At 70.0% G+C, this 22,023-nt stretch carries 19 protein-coding genes; 18 read left to right on the forward strand and 1 reads right to left on the reverse strand.

The window, feature by feature from the left end; genetic code table 11:
- Positions 1-104: 104 nt before the first annotated feature.
- Both MY526_RS01480 and MY526_RS01485 read left to right on the forward strand, forming a co-directional pair.
- Positions 105-2,630, forward strand: coding sequence for an ATP-dependent Clp protease ATP-binding subunit (locus MY526_RS01480; RefSeq protein WP_436703058.1), 2,526 nt, complete (start codon positions 105-107; stop codon positions 2,628-2,630).
- Between the two features lie 121 nt (positions 2,631-2,751).
- On the forward strand, positions 2,752-3,705 hold the full coding sequence (locus MY526_RS01485) for an AraC family transcriptional regulator (protein WP_436703059.1): 954 nt from the start codon (positions 2,752-2,754) through the stop codon (positions 3,703-3,705).
- A 337-nt stretch (positions 3,706-4,042) separates the two neighbouring features.
- Here MY526_RS01485 and MY526_RS01490 read toward each other — a convergent pair whose 3' ends face one another.
- Positions 4,043-4,435 carry a hypothetical protein gene (locus tag MY526_RS01490; protein WP_436703060.1) on the reverse strand — a complete coding sequence of 131 codons (393 nt, stop codon included), beginning with the start codon at positions 4,433-4,435 and terminating at the stop codon, positions 4,043-4,045.
- Between the two features lie 493 nt (positions 4,436-4,928).
- Here MY526_RS01490 and MY526_RS01495 point away from each other — a divergent pair, with 493 nt between their 5' ends.
- The 16 genes from MY526_RS01495 (at position 4,929) to MY526_RS01570 (ending at position 21,430) form a co-directional block, all read left to right on the forward strand.
- Positions 4,929-5,759: a mycofactocin-coupled SDR family oxidoreductase gene (locus MY526_RS01495; RefSeq protein WP_436691430.1), complete on the forward strand. Its 831-nt coding sequence runs from the start codon at positions 4,929-4,931 to the stop codon at positions 5,757-5,759.
- 117 nt (positions 5,760-5,876) lie between these two features.
- Complete coding sequence (locus tag MY526_RS01500) at positions 5,877-6,848, forward strand: aldo/keto reductase (RefSeq protein WP_436703061.1); 972 nt, start codon at positions 5,877-5,879, stop codon at positions 6,846-6,848.
- On the forward strand, positions 6,845-7,684 hold the full coding sequence (locus MY526_RS01505) for an SDR family NAD(P)-dependent oxidoreductase (protein ID WP_436691432.1): 840 nt from the start codon (positions 6,845-6,847) through the stop codon (positions 7,682-7,684). Before MY526_RS01500 ends, MY526_RS01505 begins: the two co-directional genes overlap by 4 nt.
- Before the next feature lie 339 nt (positions 7,685-8,023).
- On the forward strand, positions 8,024-8,842 hold the full coding sequence (locus MY526_RS01510) for an acetoacetate decarboxylase family protein (protein ID WP_436691433.1): 819 nt from the start codon (positions 8,024-8,026) through the stop codon (positions 8,840-8,842).
- Between the two features lie 105 nt (positions 8,843-8,947).
- Positions 8,948-9,706 carry an SDR family NAD(P)-dependent oxidoreductase gene (locus MY526_RS01515; RefSeq protein ID WP_436691434.1) on the forward strand — a complete coding sequence of 253 codons (759 nt, stop codon included), beginning with the start codon at positions 8,948-8,950 and terminating at the stop codon, positions 9,704-9,706.
- Positions 9,707-9,950: 244 nt separating this feature from the next.
- Entirely contained in the window at positions 9,951-10,856 is a 906-nt protein-coding gene (locus MY526_RS01520; protein ID WP_436703062.1) for an SMP-30/gluconolactonase/LRE family protein, read from the forward strand.
- Positions 10,853-11,575 (forward strand): bifunctional 4-hydroxy-2-oxoglutarate aldolase/2-dehydro-3-deoxy-phosphogluconate aldolase, encoded by a 723-nt coding sequence (eda, locus tag MY526_RS01525; protein WP_436703063.1) that lies wholly within the window; start codon positions 10,853-10,855, stop codon positions 11,573-11,575. Before MY526_RS01520 ends, eda begins: the two co-directional genes overlap by 4 nt.
- Complete coding sequence (locus MY526_RS01530) at positions 11,575-12,681, forward strand: PfkB family carbohydrate kinase (protein ID WP_436703064.1); 1,107 nt, start codon at positions 11,575-11,577, stop codon at positions 12,679-12,681. The genes eda and MY526_RS01530 overlap by 1 nt, the downstream gene beginning before the upstream one ends.
- Before the next feature lie 103 nt (positions 12,682-12,784).
- Positions 12,785-13,642 (forward strand): IclR family transcriptional regulator, encoded by an 858-nt coding sequence (locus MY526_RS01535; RefSeq protein WP_436703065.1) that lies wholly within the window; start codon positions 12,785-12,787, stop codon positions 13,640-13,642.
- Positions 13,643-14,132: 490 nt separating this feature from the next.
- Positions 14,133-15,179: a substrate-binding domain-containing protein gene (locus MY526_RS01540; protein WP_436703066.1), complete on the forward strand. Its 1,047-nt coding sequence runs from the start codon at positions 14,133-14,135 to the stop codon at positions 15,177-15,179.
- A gap of 33 nt (positions 15,180-15,212) precedes the next feature.
- Positions 15,213-16,721: a sugar ABC transporter ATP-binding protein gene (locus MY526_RS01545; protein WP_436703067.1), complete on the forward strand. Its 1,509-nt coding sequence runs from the start codon at positions 15,213-15,215 to the stop codon at positions 16,719-16,721.
- On the forward strand, positions 16,718-17,752 hold the full coding sequence (locus MY526_RS01550; protein ID WP_436691441.1) for an ABC transporter permease: 1,035 nt from the start codon (positions 16,718-16,720) through the stop codon (positions 17,750-17,752). Before MY526_RS01545 ends, MY526_RS01550 begins: the two co-directional genes overlap by 4 nt.
- Positions 17,749-18,771 (forward strand): ABC transporter permease, encoded by a 1,023-nt coding sequence (locus MY526_RS01555; RefSeq protein WP_436691442.1) that lies wholly within the window; start codon positions 17,749-17,751, stop codon positions 18,769-18,771. Before MY526_RS01550 ends, MY526_RS01555 begins: the two co-directional genes overlap by 4 nt.
- Before the next feature lie 144 nt (positions 18,772-18,915).
- Complete coding sequence (locus MY526_RS01560; protein ID WP_436691443.1) at positions 18,916-19,689, forward strand: SDR family NAD(P)-dependent oxidoreductase; 774 nt, start codon at positions 18,916-18,918, stop codon at positions 19,687-19,689.
- A 55-nt stretch (positions 19,690-19,744) separates the two neighbouring features.
- The gene (locus tag MY526_RS01565; RefSeq protein ID WP_436691444.1) at positions 19,745-20,290 is read left to right on the forward strand and encodes a type 1 glutamine amidotransferase domain-containing protein; all 546 of its coding nucleotides are present in this window, start codon (positions 19,745-19,747) and stop codon (positions 20,288-20,290) included.
- 12 nt (positions 20,291-20,302) lie between these two features.
- Complete coding sequence (locus MY526_RS01570) at positions 20,303-21,430, forward strand: mandelate racemase/muconate lactonizing enzyme family protein (RefSeq protein ID WP_436703068.1); 1,128 nt, start codon at positions 20,303-20,305, stop codon at positions 21,428-21,430.
- Positions 21,431-22,023: the final 593 nt, after the last annotated feature.

Raw genomic sequence — 22,023 nt, forward strand, 5'->3', positions numbered from 1 at the left:
CCCTCTTCCCTCCCGGGGCGCCTCGGCAGGATGACCGATGGAGATCCCGACCCGGGACGAGTAAGGCAGTAGGGGACCACGCCTCTCCCCGGGACGGACGAGCGATGACCAGCGGACACTTCCCAGGCCCCTACGGCAGCCCCTTCGACGACTTCTTCGCCCGCTACATGGGCGGCGCTCGCCCGCCCCGCCAGCGCGTCGACATCACCCAGTTCCTCAGTGATCAGGCCCGCGAGCTGGTGAACGCGGCCGCGCGCCGGGCCGTCGAGGTGGGCAGCCCGGACCTCGACACCGACCACCTGCTGTGGGCGATGACCGGGGAGGAGCCCACCCGGCAGCTGATCAGCCGCGCGGGCGCCGACCCGGCGCAACTCCGCGCCGAGCTCGACGGCGTGCCGCGCCGTGGCGAGCCGCGCGCCGAGACGCCGGCCCTCACTCCCGCGGCCAAGCGCGCCCTCCTCGACGCCCACCAGATCTCCCGCGCGCTGGGCTCCACCTACATCGGTCCCGAACACCTGCTGTTCGCGCTGGCGGTCAACCCGGACTCGCCGGGCGGTCGGATCCTGCGCCAGCGGGGCGTCACGCCGGAGGCCCTGCAGCAGGCCGTCAGCGGCGCAGGCGGCGGGCAGGGCGGGGCCGGCCGGCCCCCGTCGAGCACCCCGACGCTGGACGAGTACGGCCGCGACCTGACCGCGATGGCCCGCAACGGGGAGATCGACCCGGTGATCGGCCGGGAGCAGGAGATCGAGCAGACCGTCGAGGTGCTCTCCCGGCGGCGGAAGAACAATCCCGTGCTCATCGGGGAGGCCGGTGTCGGGAAGACCGCGATCGTCGAGGGGATCGCCGCCCAGATCGCCGAGGGCGACGTCCCGGAGACCCTCCGCGGCCGCCGGGTGGTGGAGATCGACCTGACCGGACTGGTCGCCGGCACCCGCTACCGCGGCGACTTCGAGGAGCGGCTGAAGAAGGTCATCGACGAGATCCGCGAGCACAGCGACGAGGTCATCGCGTTCATCGACGAGCTGCACACCGTCGTCGGGGCAGGCGCCTCCGAGGGGTCCGGCGGTGCCGGCAACATGCTCAAGCCGGCCCTCGCCCGCGGAGAGCTGCACATCATCGGCGCCACGACCCTGGACGAGTACCGGCGCAACATCGAGAAGGACGCCGCGCTGGAGCGCCGTTTCCAGCCCATTCTGGTGGCCGAGCCCAGCATCGAGGACACGGTGCAGATCCTCTGCGGCCTGCGCGACCGCTACGAGGCCCACCACCAGGTGCGGTTCACCGACGAGGCCGTCGTCGCGGCCGTGGAGCTCTCCGACCGCTACATCACCGACCGGCACCTGCCCGACAAGGCGATCGACCTCATCGACCAGGCAGGAGCCCGCGTGCGCCGCCGGGTGAAGACGCCCCCGACCGACCTGCGCGGCCTGGAACACGAGCTCGAGCGGTGGCAGCGGGAGAAGGCACAGGCGGTCGCGGCCGAGCAGTACGAGCGCGCCTCCGAACTGCGCGACCACGTCGCCGAGGCCCAGCAGCGCCTCGACCGGGCCCGGGACGGCGGCGGGGAGGGTTCGGGCGTCCCCGAGGTCGGCGTCGAGGAGATCGCCGAGGTGGTGTCCCGGGCCACCGGCATCCCTGTCAGCCAGCTCACCCAGGAGGAGATGGAGCGGCTGCTCGGTCTCGAGCAGCGCCTGCACGAGCGGGTGATCGGGCAGGACGAGGCGGTCGAGGTCGTCGCCGAGGCTGTGCGCCGCTCCCGCGTCGGCCTCGGTGATCCGGACCGGCCGATCGGCAGCTTCCTCTTCCTGGGCCCGACCGGCGTGGGCAAGACCGAGTTGGCGCGGGCCCTCGCCGAGGCGCTGTTCGGTGACGAGGACCGGATGATCCGGCTGGACATGAGCGAGTTCCAGGAGCGGCACACGGTCAGCCGGCTGGTCGGGTCCCCGCCCGGCTACGTGGGGTACGAAGACGCCGGACAACTGACCGAGGCGGTGCGCCGTCGGCCGTACTCGGTGGTGCTCTTCGACGAGATCGAGAAGGCCCACCCCGACGTCTTCAACACCCTGCTGCAGGTGCTCGACGACGGCCGGCTGACCGACTCCCAAGGCAGGTCCGTGGACTTCCGCAACACCGTGATCATCATGACCAGCAACCTCGGGTCGGAGCTGATCGTCGGGCAGCGCGGCCCGCTCGGGTTCGGCAGCAGCAGCGCGCACGCGGCCAACGCCGACGTGCGCGACCAGGTGATGCGCCGGCTGCGGGAGGCATTTCGGCCGGAGTTCTTGAACCGGATCGACGAGATCGTCGTCTTCCAGCAGCTGGACAACACCCAGCTGGAGCGGATCACCGACCTGTTGCTCGACGAGACCCGCCGGAGACTACGGGCCCAGGGCATCGAGGTCGAGTTCACTCCGGAGGCGGTCAGCTGGCTCGCCCAGCGCGGGTTCGAACCGCACTTCGGCGCTCGTCCACTGCGCCGGGCCATCCAGCGCGAGGTGGACAACCGGCTCGCCCGATTGATGCTCGACGGCCGGGTGCACAGCGGCCATCGGGTGCGCGTCGTGGTCCGGGACGGTGACCTCGACCTCGAGGTGGAGGATGTGCGGGAGGCGGAGTCGGCGCAGGCGTGAGCGGGGCAGCGCACAGCGACCTTTCCAGGAATAGCCATTCGGGTGAGCCGGTTGTTGATGAGGCGTAGTGGGCGGAGCCAGGGGAGACGCATTGGATTCAGAGCCGTTGGGTCGGTTCGCCGTGGCGCGGACCTCCGACCTCGACGAGACGATGAACGCACTGCAGTCGACGTTCCTACCGCTCCACATGCAACTGCGGGAATCCACCGGCACCCGAGTTCTCGACTCTGCGTTGAATGCGGTCCGGATAGGCGACGCCACGGTCAGCTATGCCTGGCTGAGTCGCTCCGTGCAGATTGACACAGCCGAGGCGCAGAACTTCCACGTGAACATCCCGCTCGCCGGCGGCACCGTTTCCCGATCAGGCCGCCTGGAGCGGGTGATCTCCACGCCGGACCGCGCAGCCGTCTTCATGCCCGGCCTGCCCGCCACCATCGAGTGGCGTGCCGGTTGCGGGCAGTTCTGCCTGATGATCTCGCCCCATGTGCTCCAACAAGAGCTAGAGGCGATGTTGGACCAACCCATAGTCAAGCCCATAAACTTCGCCCCTGCGATGAACCTCGCCACCGACGGGGGCAGAGCGTGGATGGAGTCGCTCCGACTGATCGACCGCCAAGCGGGCCACGCGCAAGGCCTGCTTGACCATCCTCTGGCAGCGGCCAACCTCGAGCGGATCCTCGTGGACGGGCTGTTGCTCGCCCAGCCCCACAACTACACCGATGCCCTGACCGGTCCGCGGCGACCGGCGCCGCCACCTGCGGTCCGCCAGGCGATCGAACTCATTCGCAGCCACCCTGAAGAGCCCTGGACCACCACCGCGCTTGCCCGCCGCGTCGCCGTCAGCACCCGGAGCTTGCAGGATGGCTTCGCCCGGTCACTCGGTGTCCCGCCGAGTCAGTATCTACGGGCGGTTCGCTTGACCCAGGCGCGAGAGGAATTGCGCTCGGCCGACCCGCACACCAGGACGGTCTCCCAAGTGGCCGCCCAGTGGGGATTCGTCAGCGTCAGCCGGTTCGCCGCTGCCTACCATCAGAAGTTCGGCGAGCGCCCATCGGAGACTCTGCGAAGGGGTTAGAAGACGTTGCGCAAGCCGTCCTCGGGCTCTGGTCGCCTCCGCAGCGTCGACGCACGCTGCGTCGTGTGCACCGCCCTGGGTTCGGTGCAGGGGCCGGTGTGACCGGTACTCCGTGGGGTTCCTCTGCTGGACTTCATGTCAAGTGGTTGATGCTCGGTTCTGGAGTTCATCAGCCCCGGCTCACGGCCCCGGCCGATCCGTTCCTGTCGGAGCCAGGACCAGACCGCGTGATCGGTGATCTCCAGGTCGAAGGCCGCGTCGGACGACGGTGGCCAGGTCCCAGGTGCGCAACCCCCGCCGGACTCCGGGTGGACCAGGTCCACTGAACCTGGACGGTTCAGCTTGCCATGCGGCGTTGGCGCAGCAACCGAATGTCGTCGACCGTCGGTCGCGTGCCCGGTAGAGCGTGGGCGTACCGGTCACCCGTCGCCTCGGCCGCCGTGGCAGCCAGGGCAGTTGCCAGGTGCGCGGCTTCGGCCATCGGCAACTCGTCCTCGCCGATCAACAGGACGGGCGGCTCCAGCTCGCCGTCGACGAGCATCACCTGCCGCAGTTGGAGGCGCATCGAGCCGATGTACCTCTCGGCACCGCAGTGAATGACGAACTCATCCGGGGTGCCCTCGTCGACCTTCTCGTCGCGATCACACCAACTGGGGCAGGCGGCGACGAGTCGCTCGTCGGTGTCCCGACCGGCGGTACCGTCATACGTAACGTGATGCACAGGTCTCATGGCCCTTTCTTTGCAGGATCAAGGTCTTGTGTCGTCTGGACACCAGCGCGGGGCCGCGTCGGCGCCAGACCAGGCGACGTCGAGCCGACCGTGACGCGCTGAGAACCAGCCGAACGAACCGTTACCGCCTACTCCACGCGACCGAGCCGCGCGGGTCTACGCGTTCAGCGCAGGGATTGGTGCGATTCGCGCAGCCCTTCGGGCGGTAGCCCCGGCCCTGCCAGACGCCAGGGGCTCGCAACTCCCCTCCTCCGTCGTTCCCCGGTCGGGGTCGCGTGGGCTGCGGTCCACGACGAGGCGCCGCCCCTGCTCGCTCCCGTCCTCGGAGCCGAGGGCTTGACGACCGTGATCCACGTCCCTAGCCTCGTTCCCGCCAGCGAGACAGCATTCCGCACTACGGAACGGTGTCGCGTACGGTTCTGTCGTCACCGGGCGGGCTCGGCGACTCTCGAGCGCAAGAACTCGCCCGATCAACTTCAAGGGAGATGGCTCCATGGGACGTGTCGAGGGCAAGGTCGCATTCATCACAGGGGCGGCTCGAGGGCAGGGGCGGTCCCACGCGGTCCGTCTGGCGCAGGAGGGCGCGGACATCATCGCCGTCGACTTCTGCACCCAGATCGACACCGCCCCGTACGACTTGGCGACCCCTGAGGACCTGGCGCAGACGGTCAAGGAGATCGAGGCGCTCGATCGTCGGGTGGTCGCGGTCCAGGCCGACGTGCGGGACTACGGCGCGCTGCAGGCCGCGCTCGACCAGGGCGTCGCCGAGTTGGGCAAGGTCGACATCGTCGTCGCGAACGCGGGCATCCTCAGCCTCGCTCGGGCGCACGAGCTCACCGAGCAGGAGTGGCAGGACATGCTGGACGTCAACCTCACCGGCGTCTGGCACACCGTCAAGGCCGCCATCCCGCACATGCTCGAGGCGGACAACGGCGGATCGATCATCCTGACCAGCTCCACCGCGGGCACCAAGGGGCTCGGCAACGCCGTCCACTACGTCGCCGCCAAGCACGGAGTCGTCGGCATCGCGAAGACGCTGGCCGTCGAGCTGGGCCCGAACAACATCCGCGTGAACACGGTGCACCCGACTCAGGTGAACACGCCGCTGATCATGCACAAGCCGCTGTGGAAGGCCTTCCGGCCCGACCTCGAGGACCCGACCGTCGAGGACTTCATCCCGCCGTCGATCGGGATCAACCTCATCCCCGTGCCGTGGATCGAGTCGATCGACGTGAGCAACGCCGTGCTCTTCCTCGCCTCCGACGAGGCGCGGTACGTCACCGGCACCGAGCTCCGCATCGACGCCGGCGCCCTCACCAAGTAGTCCGCCGAGGGGCGGACCGAGGCCTGGGATGGGTCGCGACCGACCACGCGTCTCGCGACCCATCCCTCATCACGGTCCACAGATCGCGCGGTTCCCCGACGTTCAAGGGAGACAGGAATGCAGGTGCGTCCGCTCGGTCGGACCGGTGTGGAGCTGACGGTTCTCGGCATGGGCACCTGGGCGATGGGGGCCGGCAAGCGCCGGACCTCCAACCTCGGTCCGGCGGATGACGAGGAGTCGGTCGCCACCATTCGCCGCGCTCTCGATCTGGGCATCAACTGGATCGACACGGCGGCCTACTACGGATTCGGGCACGCCGAGCGCATCGTCGCCCGAGCGCTGCGCGGCATGCGGGAGCGTCCGCTCGTCTTCACCAAGTGCGGGCTCGTGCCCAGCGAGGTCGGCGACTTCGAGAACCGCATCACCGCCGCCTCGATCCGCGAGGAGGTGGATGCCAGCCTGTCCCGGCTGGAGACCGACGTCCTCGACCTGCTGATGATCCACTGGCCCATCCCGGACGAGGACCTCGAGGAGGGCTGGAGCACGCTGGTCGACCTCAAGGCGGAGGGCAAGATCCGGTTCACCGGGGTCTCGAACTTCTCCGCCGCGCAGATGGCCCGGTGCGAGCTGATCGCACCCATCGACGCCATACAACCCGAGTACTCGCTCGTCGAGCGCACCGCGGAGAAGGAGGTGTTTCCCTATGCCGAGGCGATCGGCATCGGGGCCGTCACCTACTCGCCGCTCAAGCACGGCCTGCTGAGCGGGCGGATGACCCGCGAACGCGTCGACGCGCTTCCGCCGGCTGACTGGCGGCACGGGCACGCGGAGTACACCGAGCCGCAGCTCTCGGAGAACCTCCGCGTGGTCGATGCGCTCCGCGTGGTCGCCGACCGGCACGGCCGAACCGTCTCGGAGGTCGCCATCGCCTGGGTGCTCCGTCGTCCGTGCGTGTCCAGCGCCATCGTGGGCCCCCGGCGACCGGCTCAGTTCGACGACCTGGTGGGTGCTGCGGAGCTGCAGCTGCTCGACGACGACTTGGCGGCCGTCGAGGCCGATCTCGGCGCCTCATCGGGCCTGCCCCGATGAAGGCCTGGTTCATCACCGGGGCGTCCCGCGGGCTGGGCCGCGCTTTTGCCGAGGCGGCCCTCGACCGCGGCGACCTCGTGGCGGGGGTGGCACGCGACCTGGAGCCGCTGAAGGACCTCGTGGACCGTTACGACGGGGCGTTCCTCCCGGTGCAGCTCGACGTGACCGCGCGCGCCGACGTGCTGCGCGCCTTCGACCGGGTGCACGACGTCTTCGGGCGCCTCGACGTGGTCGTCAACAACGCCGGTCACGGGGTCCTCGGCGCCATCGAGGAGGCGGGCGAGGCGGAGACGCGCGCGCTCCTCGAGACAAACCTGCTGGGCCCGATGTGGGTGGTGCAGGCGGCCCTGCCGTATCTGCGGACCCAGGGCAGCGGGCACATCGTGCAGGTGTCGAGCATTGCCGGCGTCGCCGCCTTCCCCATGGTCGGGCTCTACTGCATGAGCAAGTGGGCCCTCGAGGGCATGAGCGAGAGCCTGGCCGAGGAGGTCCGGCCCTTCGGCATCGACGTGACGCTGCTCGAACCCGGTGCCATGCGCACGGACTGGGCGCACGCGTCGATGCGCCGCGTCGCGACGACGCTCGACGCGTACGCGGACGCCTGGGACGCCCGGCTGGAGGCGATGTCGACGGAGTTCGACCGGCAGCAGCCCGGCGACCCGGCCCGCGCTGCCGACCTGCTCCTCGAGATCGTCGACAACCCCAGCCCACCGCGGCGGGTGCTCATGGGCTCCGGAGCGTTCGACCTGGCCGCTCAGCGCTACCAGGCGACGCTGGCCGAGTGGGCGGCCAGGGAGGAGTCCTCTCGGGCGGTCGATTTCCCGCCGACCGCCTGACTCCACGCCTCGGGAGCGGTGTCGCCGCTGCCGGGCACGCAGGTCTCGATGCCCGGGGGCGGATGCCGCCCCCGGGCCAGGCGTGCTGTCGCATAGTGCCTGGTCAAAGGCCTTTTTCCCCGGCGAAATCTCCTTCGTACGGTTCCGCTCCGGGGTCTTGACGTGACCGGAACCACTCTGCAAGCATTCTGTTCACCGACACGGCGTTTCGTTCAGCTGAACGCATCGGGACTGAAGCCCTCGGGGGCCGGTCCCTCTCGTCGTCGATCGGAACGGCTCCGAGCCGAGGCAAGTCATCCCCAGCGGCACCCCTGCCGCGGATGTGAGTGAGGAGAAGACATGGTGCAGAAGCAGGCCGAGGTTTGCCGCAACTTCGAGCTGGACTGGCTCGCCTGCGCGCAGGGCGAGGAGGAGATGGGTCGGATCGACGCCGACTACATCGTCTTCCGCGCCAAGGGCGACATCGAGCAGCTCCGCAAGCTCGTCCCCGCGCCGCTGGAGGCCACCGATGAGGTGATCATCTACATGGGGTGGTTCAAGGAGACCCAGAAGGAGGGGCAGACCACCTGGGCGTGGCCGTTCCACGAGTGGGGCGTCGGTGTCGTGTCCCAGCTCCCGGGCCGGCCGGAGACCAAGGGCAACTTCCTCGTGCAGCTCTATGTCGACGACGACCTGGTGCTGGTCCACGGCCGCGAGGTCTGGGGCTACCCGAAGAAGATCGGCGAGATGGAGATCACGCCGAAGACCACCGACGGTGACTCCGACAGCTACGAGTACACGGTGTCGCGCCGCGGCACCAAGCTGATCTCCGCCAAGGCCGAGAACCTCCAGCCGGTCGACACCTCGGAGTTCCCCTTCTACGGCCGGACGCACGCCATCTGCTTCCGCCAGGTGCCGTCGCCGGACCGCGCCGCGATCGACAAGCAGCAGCTGGTGTTCGTCCAGCTCGACTTCGACTCGAGCGACGTCAAGAAGGGCACCGGCGAGATCAGCATCACCGACGGTCCGTTCGACCAGCTGCCGATCGGCCCGCTGACCGACATCGAGGCCTTCTTCGGCCGGTCGGCCTTCAACCACCGGGGCATCAACAACCTGGTGGTGGACGCGGAGGAGCTCGCCCGCCCGCTCGACCTGAGCAAGGCGGGCAAGACCTCCTGATCGCCGGTGCTCGCCGGCAGGGGCCGCTTCGGAGCCCCTGCCGGCGAGCCGCCCCTCCGGTCAGCGCACCGGGTCGACACCTCCGTGGAAGGCAGAGCTGAGGACATGAAGTTGAGCGGAAAGGCGTGCATCGTCACCGGCGGGGCGTCGGGGATCGGTCGGGCTACGGCCGTCGCCTTCGCGCGTGAGGGTGCTCGGGTCACCGTGGCGGACTTCAACGCCGCCGGCGGGGAGGAGACCGTCGAGACCATCCGGGCGAACGGCGGCGAGGCGATCTTCGTCAAGAGCGACGTCTCGCAGGAGGCCGACTGCCGCCAGGTGGTCGAGGCGACGGTCGAGGCGTTCGGCCGGGTGGACGTCCTCTTCAACAATGCCGGCATCAACCCGATGGAGGGCAGCGTCGTCGACATGAGCGTGGAGGACTGGCGGCGCGTCCTCTCGGTCAACGTCGACAGCATCTTCTTCTGCTCGCGCTTCGCGATTCCGGAGATGCGCCGCACCGGCGGGGGCCGGATCATCAACACCGCCTCCCCGGCCTCCTTCAAGGGGTGGCCCGGGAACGCCGCATACATCACCTCCAAGGGCGCCGTCCTGTCGCTCACGCGCGCGATGGCGATGGACCTGGCGAAGGACAACATCCGGGTCAACGCCCTCGTGCCCGGCCTGATCATGACCGGCATCGGCCGGGACTTCCTCGCCGCGCAGGCCGACCCCGCCGCGGTGGCGGCGAGCAACCCGATGGGGCGTCCCGGTGAGCCGGAGGAGGTGGCCCCGCTCGTGGTCTACCTCGCGCAGGATGACTGCAGCTTCTCCACCGGGGCCCCCTTCTTCGCCGACGGCGGCGAGCTGTCCGGCGTCGCCTGACCTGCGGGCCCCGTGCGATCGCCCTCGGGCGATCGCACGGGGCCGGGTCACCCCTTCTCCTCGACCACCCGCGAGCGCCGCTGCGCTGCCCGCCGGCGGTCTCCTCCGCGCCGGATCCGGCGCGGTCACTCGGTCAGCCCTGGTCGCGTGCGCGGTCACGAGGAGGGCGGACGTCGAGTCCCCCCGTGGCCCAGAGAACGCGTGAGGCCGGTCGGCCTCTCGGTACCGGAAGGAACGACACACGATGACAAGCCCCACAGGAGACGGTCTCGCCGACCTCGTTGAGCCCGGCGCCGCGGTCGAACGCGTCGCGAAGGACTGCATCTTCACCGAAGGGCCGGTCTGGCTGCCCGACGGTTACCTCCTCTTCAGCGACATCCCGGCGAGCCGGCTGCTGCGCTGGCACCCCGAGGAGGGCCAGAGCGTGGTGCGCGAGCCCAACGCCAAGGGCAACGGCATGACGCTGGACAACGAGGGCCGGCTCGTCGTGTGCGAGCACGCCACCAGCACGGTCACCCGGGGGGCCCCGGGCGGCCCGCGGACGCCGATCGCCTCGCACTGGCAGGGCAAGGAGCTCAACAGCCCCAACGACGTCATCGTCGCGTCGGACGGGTCCGTGATCTTCACCGACCCGACGTACGGACGGCTGATGGAGTCGGTCGGCGTGGTCCGCGACGTCGAACAGGAGATCCAGGGCGTGTACCGGGTCCCCGCAGACGGTGGCGACCTCGAATTGCTGGTCGACGACATGGCGCAGCCGAACGGTCTCTGCCTCTCCCGCGACGAGTCCCTGCTCTACGTCGGGGACACGGCGCGGGCCCACATCCGCGTCCTCGACATGACCGGTGAGCGCCCGCTGGGTCCCGGACGCGTCTTCGCCGCCGGCATCACCGCGAGCGCTGCCGGCGACGACGGTTACGTCGACGGCATGAAGATCGACGAGCGCGGCAACGTGTACGTCACCGGCCCCGGCGGCGTCTGGGTCTACGCACCCGACGGGACGCGGCTGGGCACCATCGAGGTGCCGGAGCAGGTCGCCAACCTCAACTGGGGCGACGCCGACTGGCGGTCGCTCTACCTGACGGCCAACACGTCGGTGTACCGGATCAGGATGCAGGTCGCCGGACACCGCCTCGGATACATGCGATGACGACGGTGGATGCGGCGGTGCTCACCGGCCTGAACGCCGCGAATGCTCCGTGCGCGGACTCGTCGGACGACGTGCTGGGCCGCCTGACCGGGGCGCGCCTGGTCCCCGTGGCGACCGTCGAGGAGGTCGCCCACGCCGAGCCGCTGGCGCGGGCCCTGGTCGCGGGTGGTCTGCCCTGCGTCGAGGTGACGATGCGGACACCCGCGGCGGAGGGCGTCCTCGCGCGGATGGCCGAGGACCCGAACCTGCTCGTGGGCGCCGGGACCGTCGTCCGCCCGGAGCAGGTCGAGCGGGTGGTTCGCGCCGGGGCGCGGTTCGTCGTCACGCCGGGCTTCAGCTCCGCCGTCGTCGCCGCGTGTCGGGAGGTCGGTGTGCCGGTGATTCCTGGGGTCGCCACGGCCACCGAGGTGATCATGGGGCTCGACGCCGGGCTGGATGTGCTCAAGTTCTTCCCCGCCGAGGCCGCGGGGGGCGTGAAGGCGCTGGCCGCGCTGAGCGCTCCCTTCGCGGGCACCCGGTTCATCCCGACCGGGGGGATCTCCCTGGACAACACCGGCAGCTATCTCGAACACCCCGCCGTCATCGCCGTGGGAGGCAGCTGGATGGTGGCTCCCTCGCTGTTGTCAACCGGCGACTTCGCCGGCATCGAGCAACGGACGCGGGAAGCCGTTCTTCGTGTCGCTTCCCTCACTTCCGCCGACGAGTCACGAGGGGCCTGATGTCCGAGCTCTCGACCCGTCCGCGGGAGGAATGCCGGTACGACCTCGTCTCCCTCGGCGAGATCATGCTGCGACTCGACCCCGGGGACATGCGCATCCACACGGCGCGCTCCTTCCGCGCGTGGGAGGGCGGTGGCGAGTACAACGTGGCCCGCGGTCTGCGGCGCTGCTTCGGCCTGCGCACCGCCGTCGTGACGGCGCTCGCCGACAACGAGGTGGGGCGACTCATCGAGGACCTCATCTTCCAGGGCGACGTGGGGACCGAGCACGTCAGCTGGGTGCCCTACGACGGCTGCGGCCGCACGGTGCGCAACGGGCTGAACTTCACCGAGCGCGGGTTCGGTGTGCGCGGGGCCCTCGGCATGTCGGACCGGGGGCACACCGCGGCCAGCCAGATGCGCAGGGGCGACGTGGACTGGGACCACATCTTCGGTGACCTCGGTGCCCGTTGGTTCCACACCGGGGGCATCTACGCCGGGCTCTCCGAGACCACGCCCGACGTCATCGAAGAAGCGATGGCTGCCGCCAAGCGGTACGGGACGATCGTCTCCTACGACCTCAACTACCGGCCCAGTCTGTGGCAGAGCTACGGAGGCATGGCGCGGGCCCAGGAGGTGAACCGCCGGCTGGCGCCGCACGTCGACGTGATGCTGGGCCTGGGCAAGGAGGAGGACTTCACCGCGGCCCTCGGCTTGGAGGTGCCCCACACGGACATCTGCCCCAGCGCCCCCGAGGTGGAGAACTTCGCCAAGATGGTCGCCAAGGTCTCCGCCGAGTACCCGAACCTCAAGGTCGTGGCGACCACCCTGCGCACCGTCCGGACGGCTCTGGTGAACGACTGGAGCGCCCTGGCCTGGCTGGACGGCGACGTCTTCGAGTCGGTGCCCCGGCCCGGCCTGGACATCCTCGATCGCGTCGGTGGGGGTGACGGCTTCGCTGCAGGTCTGATCTACGGATTGCTGGAGAAGGCCGACATCCGGGCCGCAGTGGAGTACGGCGCGGCGCACGGTGCCCTGGCGATGACGACGCCGGGTGACACGTCGATGGCCACCCTGGCCGAGGTGGAGGCGCTGGTGAACGGGGTAGGCGCCCGTGTCCAGCGATGAGCCGTGACGGCGACCCGGGTCCAGCTTCGCCTCGCCGCGAACCCCGGGATGAACGGGTACCGTTTCCCACCTTCACGGAAAATCGGGATCACGGGGCAGGGGCATGACGCAGATCGACGCTCAGGGGCCACCGAGTGCGATCGACCGCGCACTGGATCTCCTGTCCATCGCCATCACTGCCCATCGCCCGCTGACGCTGGCCGAGTTGGCCGGCGAGGCCGGCATCCCGAAGCCGACGGCCCACCGGATCCTGCGGCTCCTGGTGGCCCGGGACCTGTTGCGCCAGGACGACGACCGGTCCTACTGCCTGGGGTCGAGGATGTTCGCGCTGTCGGGAGAGGCGCTGGCCCAGCTGGACTACGCGAGCGAGGCCAAGGAAGGGCTGCGCTGGCTCCAGACGATCACCCCGGACGCCATCCACTTCGCGGTGATGACGGGCGACGCACCGGTGTACGTGGCGAAGATCGAGGGCCGCCGGCCGTACCGCATGGCCTCGACCATCGGGACGTCACTGCCGGTGCACTGCACGTCGATCGGCAAGGCGATCCTCGCGTTCAAGTCACCGGATCAGGCCGAGCCCTACCTGCAGCCTGCGTCGCTGGTCCGGCGGACGCCGCACACGATCACCACGTCCCGGGCGCTCCGGCAGCAGCTCGAGGAGATCCGTGCCCGTGGCTTCGCCATCGACGACGAGGAGAACGAGGAGAACGTCCGCTGTGTCGGAGCTCCGGTGTTCGACGCGCGGGGCGAGGTCATCGGCGGCGTCAGCGTCTCCTCTGCAACCTTCGATCTCAGCCTCGACGAGGCGCTCCGCCTCGGGCCGTCGGTCCTGACGGCTGCGCATCGGATCTCGGCGACGCTGGGGGCGCCCCGGGAGGCTCTCTCGAGGCTCGCGGCGCTCGCGGCGTCGGGCACCACGTCGGAGCAGGTGCGTTCCGACGGCCTGGCCCCGGCCGAGTAGGCGTGACGACCCGGCTCCGGTAGCCGCTCGACCTCTCGGCGGGCGTGCGCGCGTGCACGCCCGCCGGGTTCCGGGGTCCCCGTTGTCCGTGCGCCACCTCTGAAGCAGGCGCGAGGGAAACGCCTGCAGTTCTGCGGCGACCGCGCTCAGACCCTCCCTGATCCAGCGTCCGGCGATCCCGGACCGCCACCAGGTGAGGGCGCTTCGGCCTGTTCGCCGAAGGCGCTGGAACGACTCGGACAAATCCTGGCCCTGTGTCCCTTGACACATCCCCCAGGCAGCGGCACGCTACGAACCGTTCCGATGAGCGGAAAGCCATTTCACTCACGAGTACGTAGGCGGGAGTTCGGTACCCGGCCCTTCGCGGACCTCGGCACCAGGACGACCCGGTTCCCCGCACCACCCCCTGCAGTTCAGCGCACGCCAGCCCGGCGAGGGATGGCCTCCAGCTCGACCGCTGTGCGGCGAGCCCTCAACCCAGGAGAGATGGATGAAGCGAGCAACGAGAACCAAGGCGATCGGCGCGATCAGCGCCGGCCTGCTGTCCCTCGTCGTCGTCGGCTGCGGCCGCGGCGACAGCGCGCAGGCCGGCGGGGATGGTTCCGGCGACGGCAGCTGCACGGTCGCGTTCTCGCAGGAGTCGCTCGGCTTCGAGTGGATGGTCGAGAACTCCCGCGACATGAAGGCCGCGGTCGAGGACGCCGGCTGCGAGTTCATCCAGGCGGACGCCGAGGGTGACCCGGCCAAGCAGCTGCAGGACGTGCGGGACCTGCTGTCCCGCCAGCCCGACCTCCTGGTCGTGCGGCCGGTGACCTTCGAGCCGCTGGCCCCCGTGCCCGGCCTGGCTGAGGAGGCCGGTGTGCCGCTGATCGTGGTGGACCGCGCTCTTCCCGGGACGCCGGGCGAGGGGCAGTACAAGGCTTTCCTGACCATCGACTTCGTCGAGACCGGCCAGCTGGTGGCCGAGAGCGTCGTCAAGGGCCTCACCGAGAAGAACGGCTCGCCGACCGGCCGTATCGTCCACATCACCGGCACCTCGGGTGCGTCTCCCGTTCTGGACGAGCAGGAGGGCATCGACCAGGTGCTCGCGGACAACCCGGGCATCGAAGAGGTCGCCCAGTGCGACGGGAACTACTCCCGCGAGCCGGGACGGCAGTGCATGGAGGACCTGCTCCAGCGCTTCGGCGCCGGTGAGATCGACGGCGTCATCGCCGACAACGACGAGATGGCCCTCGGCGCGATCGCGGCGATCAGGGCCGCCGGCCGTGACGAGCTGCTCGGCTGGATCTGGGGCAAGGACGCCCAGCGCACGGGTCTCCAGGCGATCCTCGACGGCGAGATGCGGATGACCATCTCGACGCCTCCGCAGTTCGGCGAACTGACGATGCAGACCTGGCAGGACGTCCAGGACGGCTCGCTGGAGGAGACCACCCAGCTCCTGCCCAAGACCGTCTACGAGGCCGACTCCGACCAGGCGCGGCAGGGGATCCAGGAGCGGATCGACGAGCTGACCGAGCTCGGCATCGACTGCTGCTGATGCCCGCGGACATGTGAGAGGAGTGCTGAACACGTGACTGACGACGTCCTGGTCCGGATGACCGGAATCACCAAGAGCTACCCCGGTGTCGCCGCCCTGCGCGGGGTCGACTTCGACCTGCGCGCCGGTGAAGTCCACTGCCTCATCGGCGAGAACGGCGCCGGCAAGTCCACGCTCATTCGCATGCTCACCGGTGCCGAGCAGCCGGACCAGGGCGTCATCACGATCGGCGGCCAGGAACACGCCGGCCTCCGGCCGGCCCTGGCGCACCGGCTGGGGGTGTCGGCCATCTACCAGGAGACCGACCTCGTGCCGCAGCTGACCGTCGCCGAGAACGTCTTCCTGGGTCACGAGCCCCGGGGACGCTCGGGCGCCCTCGACCGGGCCGGCATGCGGAGGGAAGCCCGGCGGGTCCTCGACGAGCTGGGCGTGACCCTGCCCGTGGACGCGCCGGTCAGCGACCTGACCGCGGCGAACGCGCAGCTGGTGCAGATCGCGAAGGCGCTGTCCCGCAACTGCCGGGTCCTCATCATGGATGAGCCCGGCGCGGTCCTCAGCGACCACGAACTCGAGTCGCTCTTCGAGATCGTCCGGTCCCTGCGGGCCCGGGGGATGGGGATCGTCTACATCTCCCACCGGCTCGAGGAGCTCATGCTCATCGGCGACCGGGTCACGGTGATGCGCGACGGGCAGTGGGTGCAGACCCGCGCCGTCCAAGACACCTCGGTGCCGGACATCATCCGCGCGATGGTCGGCCGGGAGCTCTCCGATCAATACACCAAGACGGCGGTCGTGGGTGACGACGTCGTCCTGTCGGTGCGCGGGCTCACGCTGCGCGGCCACTTCGAGGAGGTCAGCTTCGACCTCCGGCGCGGTGAGGTGCTCGGGCTGGCCGGGCTGGTCGGCGCCGGCCGCAGTGAGCTGCTCAACTGCATCTTCGGCGTGGTGCCCGCGGACAGCGGAACGGTGACCTTGAACGGGCAGCCCCTGAAGGCCCGGACGCCGCAGCAAGCGATCGATGCGGGGATCGGCCTGGTCCCTGAGGACCGGCGGGGCGCCGGGCTGATCCTGTCCCGTTCGGTCCAGGAGAACCTCACCCTGCCCTCCCTGGGGCGTCTGTCCCGCGGCATCGTCGTCCGGACCAAGGAGCTGGCGACGGTGTGTCGCAGCTTCATCGAGGACCTGCGCATCAAGACGCCGTCCGCCGCCCAGCCCGTCCGCTTCCTCAGCGGCGGCAACCAGCAGAAGGTCGTGCTCGCGAAGTGGCTGGCCCGCGGCACGTCGGTTCTGCTGCTCGACGAGCCCACGGCCGGAGTCGACGTCGGCGCGAAGAGCGAGATCTACGCCCTGATGGACCGGCTGGCGTCCCGGGGGATCTCGATCCTCATGGCGTCCTCCGAACTGCCCGAGGTGCTCGGGATGAGCGATCGGGTCCTGGTCATGGCCGAGGGGCGGTTGACCTGCGAGTTGTCCAGAGAAGAAGCCACGCAAGAGGTGATCATGAGTCACGCAGTGCCCAGGTCGGCGGCGATCGCGTCATGACCGACAAGATGGTTGCCACCGTCGGAGCCGACGCCGGCGTCCGGCTGCAGACGACGGACCCAGGGCCGCAGCCCGGCCGCGGACCGGGGCGTTGGCTGTCCGGCCTGTCCGGGCGAGCGGTCGAGATCCTGTTCCTCGCGATGGTGTTCACCGGCTTCATCGCGAGCCCGAACTTCCTGACCTCGTTCAACCTCCAGGGGCTGCTGAGCCAGGCCGCGGTGCTGGGCATCCTGGCGATCGGGCAGTACGTCGTCATCGTCGCCGGCGGGTTCGACCTGTCGGTGGGTGCCGTCGCGGCGACGAGCTCCATGGTCGTCGCCTCCACCCTCGGCGACATGGGTCTGCTCGGGATCCTGCTGGCGATCGCGAGCGGGGCGCTGCTGGGGCTGCTGAGCGGGTTCTCGGTCACCTGGGGGCGCATCCCGGCGATCGTCGCGACGCTCGGCGTCACGGGGATCGCTCAGGGCGTGGCCTTCACGATCTCCAACCGCGGGATCGTGATCACCGATCCGACCTTCATGAAGATCAACAGCACGTCCTTCGGCTTCGTCCCCCTGCTGTTCGTGATCTGGGCGGTGCTCGCTGCGGTGGTGTACGCGGTCCTGCGCCTCACGCGGACGGGGCTGTACTTCTTCGCCATCGGCGGCAACGCCGACAGCGCTCGGCTGGCCGGCGTGCCCGTCGCCCGGGTCCAGGTGACCGCCTTCGCCCTGTCAGGCATGCTGGCCGGGGTCGCGGGTGTCCTCTTCGCCGCGCGCGCCAGCAGCGGTCTGCCCGGCCTCGGTGTCGGCTGGGAGCTCGACACCATCGCCGCCGTCGTCATCGGCGGGGTGAGCCTCTACGGAGGCTCGGGCAACCTGATCAAGGCGATGATCGGCGTCCTCACCTACCTCATGATCACGAACGTCATGAACCTCGCAGACGTCGACTCGTACCTGCAGAGCGTCCTCAAGGGCCTTCTCATCCTGGCGGCTGTCGCCGTCCCGGCCGTCCTGCGGCGGCGCAACCACCTGCTGGGGAGGACCTCGTGACCGTGTCTCAGAACCTCACGCAGCCGGCCGCCGACAGCCCGTCGCAGCCGGCCGGGGGCCAGGCGAACCGTCGACGGCTGCCCGGCGGCGCGATGGTGTGGGTGCTCGTCCTGCTCATCATCGCGGCCATCGTCCTCAGCAAGGGCGTGTTCGTCCGGCCGAGCAACCTGACGACGGTGCTCTACCAGACCGCCGTCGTGGGCGTCCTGGCGATGGCGCAGGCCTATGCGGTGATCAGCAAGGGGCTCGACCTCTCCATCGGGGCGACCGCGATCCTCGCCGCGCTGATCATCGGCGACAGCAGCTCGGCCGAACCACAGTTCATGCCACACCTGCCGCTGCCGCTGGCGATCGTCCTCGGTCTGCTGGTCGGCCTGCTGGTCGGCGTGGTGAACGGGCTGCTGGCCGGGCGCACCACCGTGCCGCCGTTCATCATCACGCTCTCGACCTACCTGGTGGTCGTCGGCATCACCTTCATGCTCACGAAGGGCGCGCCGGTGACCCAGCCGGCCCAGCTGCTGAAGGACCTCGGGGAAGCGCGGGTCTGGATCCTCCCGGTGCCCGTCCTGCTGTGGGCCGTGCTGATCGTGATCGGCCACCTGGTGCTCAGCCGCACCAAGCAGGGCGCCATGCTGTACGCCGTGGGCGGCAACGAGACCGCCGCGCGGCTGTCGGGGGTCCCGGTGCCGCGGATCAAGATCTTCATCTACGCGGCGGCGGGTGTCTTCGCCGCGGCGGCCGGCCTGCTCTTCCTCGCCCGCACCGGCAGCGTCAGCCCGTCTGCCGGCAGCGAGTTCATGCTGATGTCCATCGCCGCGGTGGTGGTCGGGGGGATCCCGCTCAGTGGTGGGCAGGGCAAGATCCGGGACGTCGTCCTGGGTGTGCTGATCCTCGGCATCGCCGGCAACTTGATGAACCTGATGCTGATCTCGCCCTACCTGCAGATGGCGGTGCAGGGAGCGATCATCCTGGTCGCCGTCGGCGCCAATCAGCGCCTCGCCCAGGGGCGCGGCAACTAGCCGCCCTCCGCGCAGCGCGTTCCTGCTCGGGGGCCGTCACCCGGGCAGGGACGCTGCTGCCTCCCGCTTCCCGCCCGCCGTACGACGGCTGGGCTCCCCGTCCCGATGTCGGGACATCCCCGACGTACTAACAGGAGGTCGACCGTGCGACTGACAGGCAGGACGACGATCGTCACGGGTGCTGCGCAGGGGATCGGCGCGCACATCGCCGAAGGCCTGGCCCGCGAGGGGGCACGGGTCGCCGTGGCCGACATCCGGCCGACGGAAGCCGTTGTCGAGTCGATCCGCGCTCAGGGCGGCACCGCCGTCGGGATCCACCTCGACGTCACGTCGGAGGCCGGCGTCACCGACGCCTTCACCCGGGTGGACGAGCTCTGGGGTCCGGTCGACGTACTGGTGAACAACGCCGCGCTGGGCACCCCGGTGGCGCTGGTGCGGGACATGGAGCTGGAGGCCTGGGAGCGCACCCTGTCGGTGAACCTCACCGGCGCGATGCTGTGCACCCGCGCCGCTCTGCGGCAGATGACCGGCCGCCCGGGCGGCACCGTGATCAACATCGCCTCGAACGTGGCCAAGCGCGGCCTGCCCCATCGCTCGGCCTACGTCGCGAGCAAGTGGGCCTTGCTGGGGCTGACGCAGACCCTTGCGCTCGAGGTCGCGGGAGACGGAATCCGGGTGAACGCCGTCTGCCCCGGCCCGGTCGAGACGCCGCACCTCGACGAGGTGATGCGCGGCCACGCCGAGATCGAGGGGACGACGGCGGCCGACATCGCCGAGCAGTGGCGGACGTCCGCGCCGATGGGGCGCTTCATCGACGCGCGCGAAGTGGTCGACGTCTGCCTGTTCCTCGCCTCCGATGCGTCCTCGGCCATCACGGGCGAAGCCATCAACGTCAGCGGCGGCCTCGTCATGAGCTAGCCGCGCCGCCCGCCGCACACCCTCGAGAACCGCAACCCCACGTGAGGAGCACGACGTGAGCCTGGAAGGCAAGACCATCGCACTGCTGATCGAGGACGAGTACCAGATCCTCGAGGGCTGGTACCCGCTGCTGCGGCTGCAGGCCGCCGGGGCGACCGTGCGCGTGATCGGGAGCGGGACCAAGCAGTCGTACGCCAGCAAGGAGGGATATCCGATGGCGGCCGATCTCGCGGCGGCGGAGGTCCGTGCGGAGGACTTCGACGCCGTCGTCATCCCGGGCGGGTTCGCGCCGGACAACATGCGGTTGCACCCCGAGATGGTCGAGCTGGTCCGGAGCGTGCACGACGCCGGTCGGCTGACCGCGGCCATCTGCCACGGCGGATGGATGCTCGTCTCCGCGGGTGCGCTGAAGGGCCGCCGGGCGACCGGGTACCTGCCGATCCACGACGACGTGGTGAACGCCGGTGGCACGTGGGTCGACGAGGCGGTCGTCGAGGACGGCAACGTCATCACGTCGCGCACGCCCGCCGACCTGCCGCAGTTCGTCGAGACGATCATCGCTCACCTGACGAGCGGCGACGACGCGCCGGCCGCCGGCTGAGGAGGGAGTGACATGAAGATCGTGAGTGTGGAGGCGATCCCGCTGGGCAGCCCCCTGGACCAGCCGTTGCGCTGGGGCGCCATGGTCGTCGGGGTCAAGGGCGGCATCGTCGTCCGCGTCGAGACCGACGACGGGCACGTCGGGTTGGGGGAGGCAGGCTTCTCCGCCGAGTACTTCCCGACCGTGGGGCCGATCGTCAACGACCAGCTGGCCCCGATGCTCGTGGGTCAGGATCCCCGGGACATCGCCGCCCTGTGGCAGCAGATGCTCGACGCCACGCACATGTGGGGCCGGCGGGGGATCGAGACCTACGCGCTGAGCGGCGTGGACATCGCGCTGTGGGACCTGCTCGGCAAGATCAGCGGGCAGCCGGTGTACCGGCTCCTCGGGGCGGCGAAGTCGACGGTGCGCGCCTACTTCGCGCCCTCGCTCAAGCCGACGCCGGAGATCGTCGAGGAGTGCCGGCGGGCGGTCGCGGACGGTTTCACGGCGATGAAGCTGCGGGCCACCCCGCAGCTGCGCGAGACGGTCGACCTGGTCGCCAGCGTGCGGGAGGCCGTGGGACACGACGCCGAGATCATGGTTGACGGCAACATGTCGTTCGACCGGCGGACCGCCCTCGCCCTGGCCCGCGAGCTCGAGCAGCTGGGGGTCGCCTTCCTGGAAGAGCCCATCCTCTCCCGCAGCCTGACGCAGTACGTCGACGACTACTCCTGGCTGGCCGATCGGGTCTCCCTGCGGTTGGCCGGCGGGGAATCGCTGCTGACCCGGTTCGAGTACATCGACCTGCTGTCCCGTCGGACGTTCGACGTCCTCCAGCCCGACTGCACCAGCGTCGGCGGCATCTCCGAGGCCAAGCGGATCGCGGACATGGCCAGCGCCTGGAACATCGAGTGCGTCCCCCACATCGCCTGTTCCTCGGGCACTGGGATCTCGCTCGCGGCCGGCCTGCACCTGATCCTGGCTTGCACGAACGCCCCGCTGATCGAGTTCGACGCCTACGGCGGCCCCGGCTGGGACGGGATGCTCGTCGAGCCGCTCACGGTGAAGGACGGGCACGTGAGCGCCGACGAGCGTCCGGGCCTGGGCGTGGAGCTCGCCGACGACGCGTTCGAGCGGTTCTCCCTGCTCCGGCGGTGAGCCGGGAGCGAGGTGTCAGCGATCGGCACCGGTCGCGAGCGCGGAGCGAGTTCGTGCTGTCGCGCAGCGGCACCTGGGGGTGGGGAGGAAGGCCCTGGGCTGGTGACAGCGTGGTTCGAGACGGTGGCCGAGGCGCAGCGGGCACAGCGCCGACTGCCGAAGGGCGTGTACGGGGCCACGGTGGCCGGCTCGAGAAGGGGCTGACGGCCGCCGACAACCTGGCGGCGTTCGACGAGCTGGTGTTCGTGCCGCACACGGCGGGGCTGAGCAACGAGCGGCGGTTGGCGGCCACGGTGATGGGCCGGGACGTGTCGATGCCGGTCCTGGGCCTCACCACGTCCGGCACGCGGCCTCCGCGCGGTGCCACGATGGTGGCCAAGCGACGGCGTTCAGGGTCGTTCGCGGGAGCCCGTAGACGACCGAGTAGCCCTCTGACCTGCGCGAATGAGCTCTGAGGGACTTGAGCAAACCCCGCCCAGCCGCCCTGGCAGTGTGGGGGGCAGGGGTTCGAGTCCCCTCAGCTCCACCCCTGCGATGTCGCGGGACACCGTTCACAGGTGTCTCGCGACATCGTTCACGTTGAGGCCTGTGGT

Source organism: Geodermatophilus sp. CPCC 205761, from assembly GCF_051383655.1.
In the GTDB taxonomy this organism is placed as follows: Bacteria; Actinomycetota; Actinomycetes; order Mycobacteriales; family Geodermatophilaceae; genus Geodermatophilus.

Coding starts and splice junctions, on each gene's coding strand:
- MY526_RS01480 (WP_436703058.1), top strand. CDS start 105: ATGACCAGCGGACACTTCCCAGGCCCCTACGGCAGCCCCTTCGACGAC.
- MY526_RS01490 (WP_436703060.1), bottom strand. CDS start 4,435: ATGAGACCTGTGCATCACGTTACGTATGACGGTACCGCCGGTCGGGAC.
- MY526_RS01495 (WP_436691430.1), top strand. CDS start 4,929: ATGGGACGTGTCGAGGGCAAGGTCGCATTCATCACAGGGGCGGCTCGA.
- MY526_RS01500 (WP_436703061.1), top strand. CDS start 5,877: ATGCAGGTGCGTCCGCTCGGTCGGACCGGTGTGGAGCTGACGGTTCTC.
- MY526_RS01505 (WP_436691432.1), top strand. CDS start 6,845: ATGAAGGCCTGGTTCATCACCGGGGCGTCCCGCGGGCTGGGCCGCGCT.
- MY526_RS01510 (WP_436691433.1), top strand. CDS start 8,024: ATGGTGCAGAAGCAGGCCGAGGTTTGCCGCAACTTCGAGCTGGACTGG.
- MY526_RS01515 (WP_436691434.1), top strand. CDS start 8,948: ATGAAGTTGAGCGGAAAGGCGTGCATCGTCACCGGCGGGGCGTCGGGG.
- MY526_RS01520 (WP_436703062.1), top strand. CDS start 9,951: ATGACAAGCCCCACAGGAGACGGTCTCGCCGACCTCGTTGAGCCCGGC.
- eda (WP_436703063.1), top strand. CDS start 10,853: ATGACGACGGTGGATGCGGCGGTGCTCACCGGCCTGAACGCCGCGAAT.
- MY526_RS01530 (WP_436703064.1), top strand. CDS start 11,575: ATGTCCGAGCTCTCGACCCGTCCGCGGGAGGAATGCCGGTACGACCTC.
- MY526_RS01535 (WP_436703065.1), top strand. CDS start 12,785: ATGACGCAGATCGACGCTCAGGGGCCACCGAGTGCGATCGACCGCGCA.
- MY526_RS01540 (WP_436703066.1), top strand. CDS start 14,133: ATGAAGCGAGCAACGAGAACCAAGGCGATCGGCGCGATCAGCGCCGGC.
- MY526_RS01550 (WP_436691441.1), top strand. CDS start 16,718: ATGACCGACAAGATGGTTGCCACCGTCGGAGCCGACGCCGGCGTCCGG.
- MY526_RS01570 (WP_436703068.1), top strand. CDS start 20,303: ATGAAGATCGTGAGTGTGGAGGCGATCCCGCTGGGCAGCCCCCTGGAC.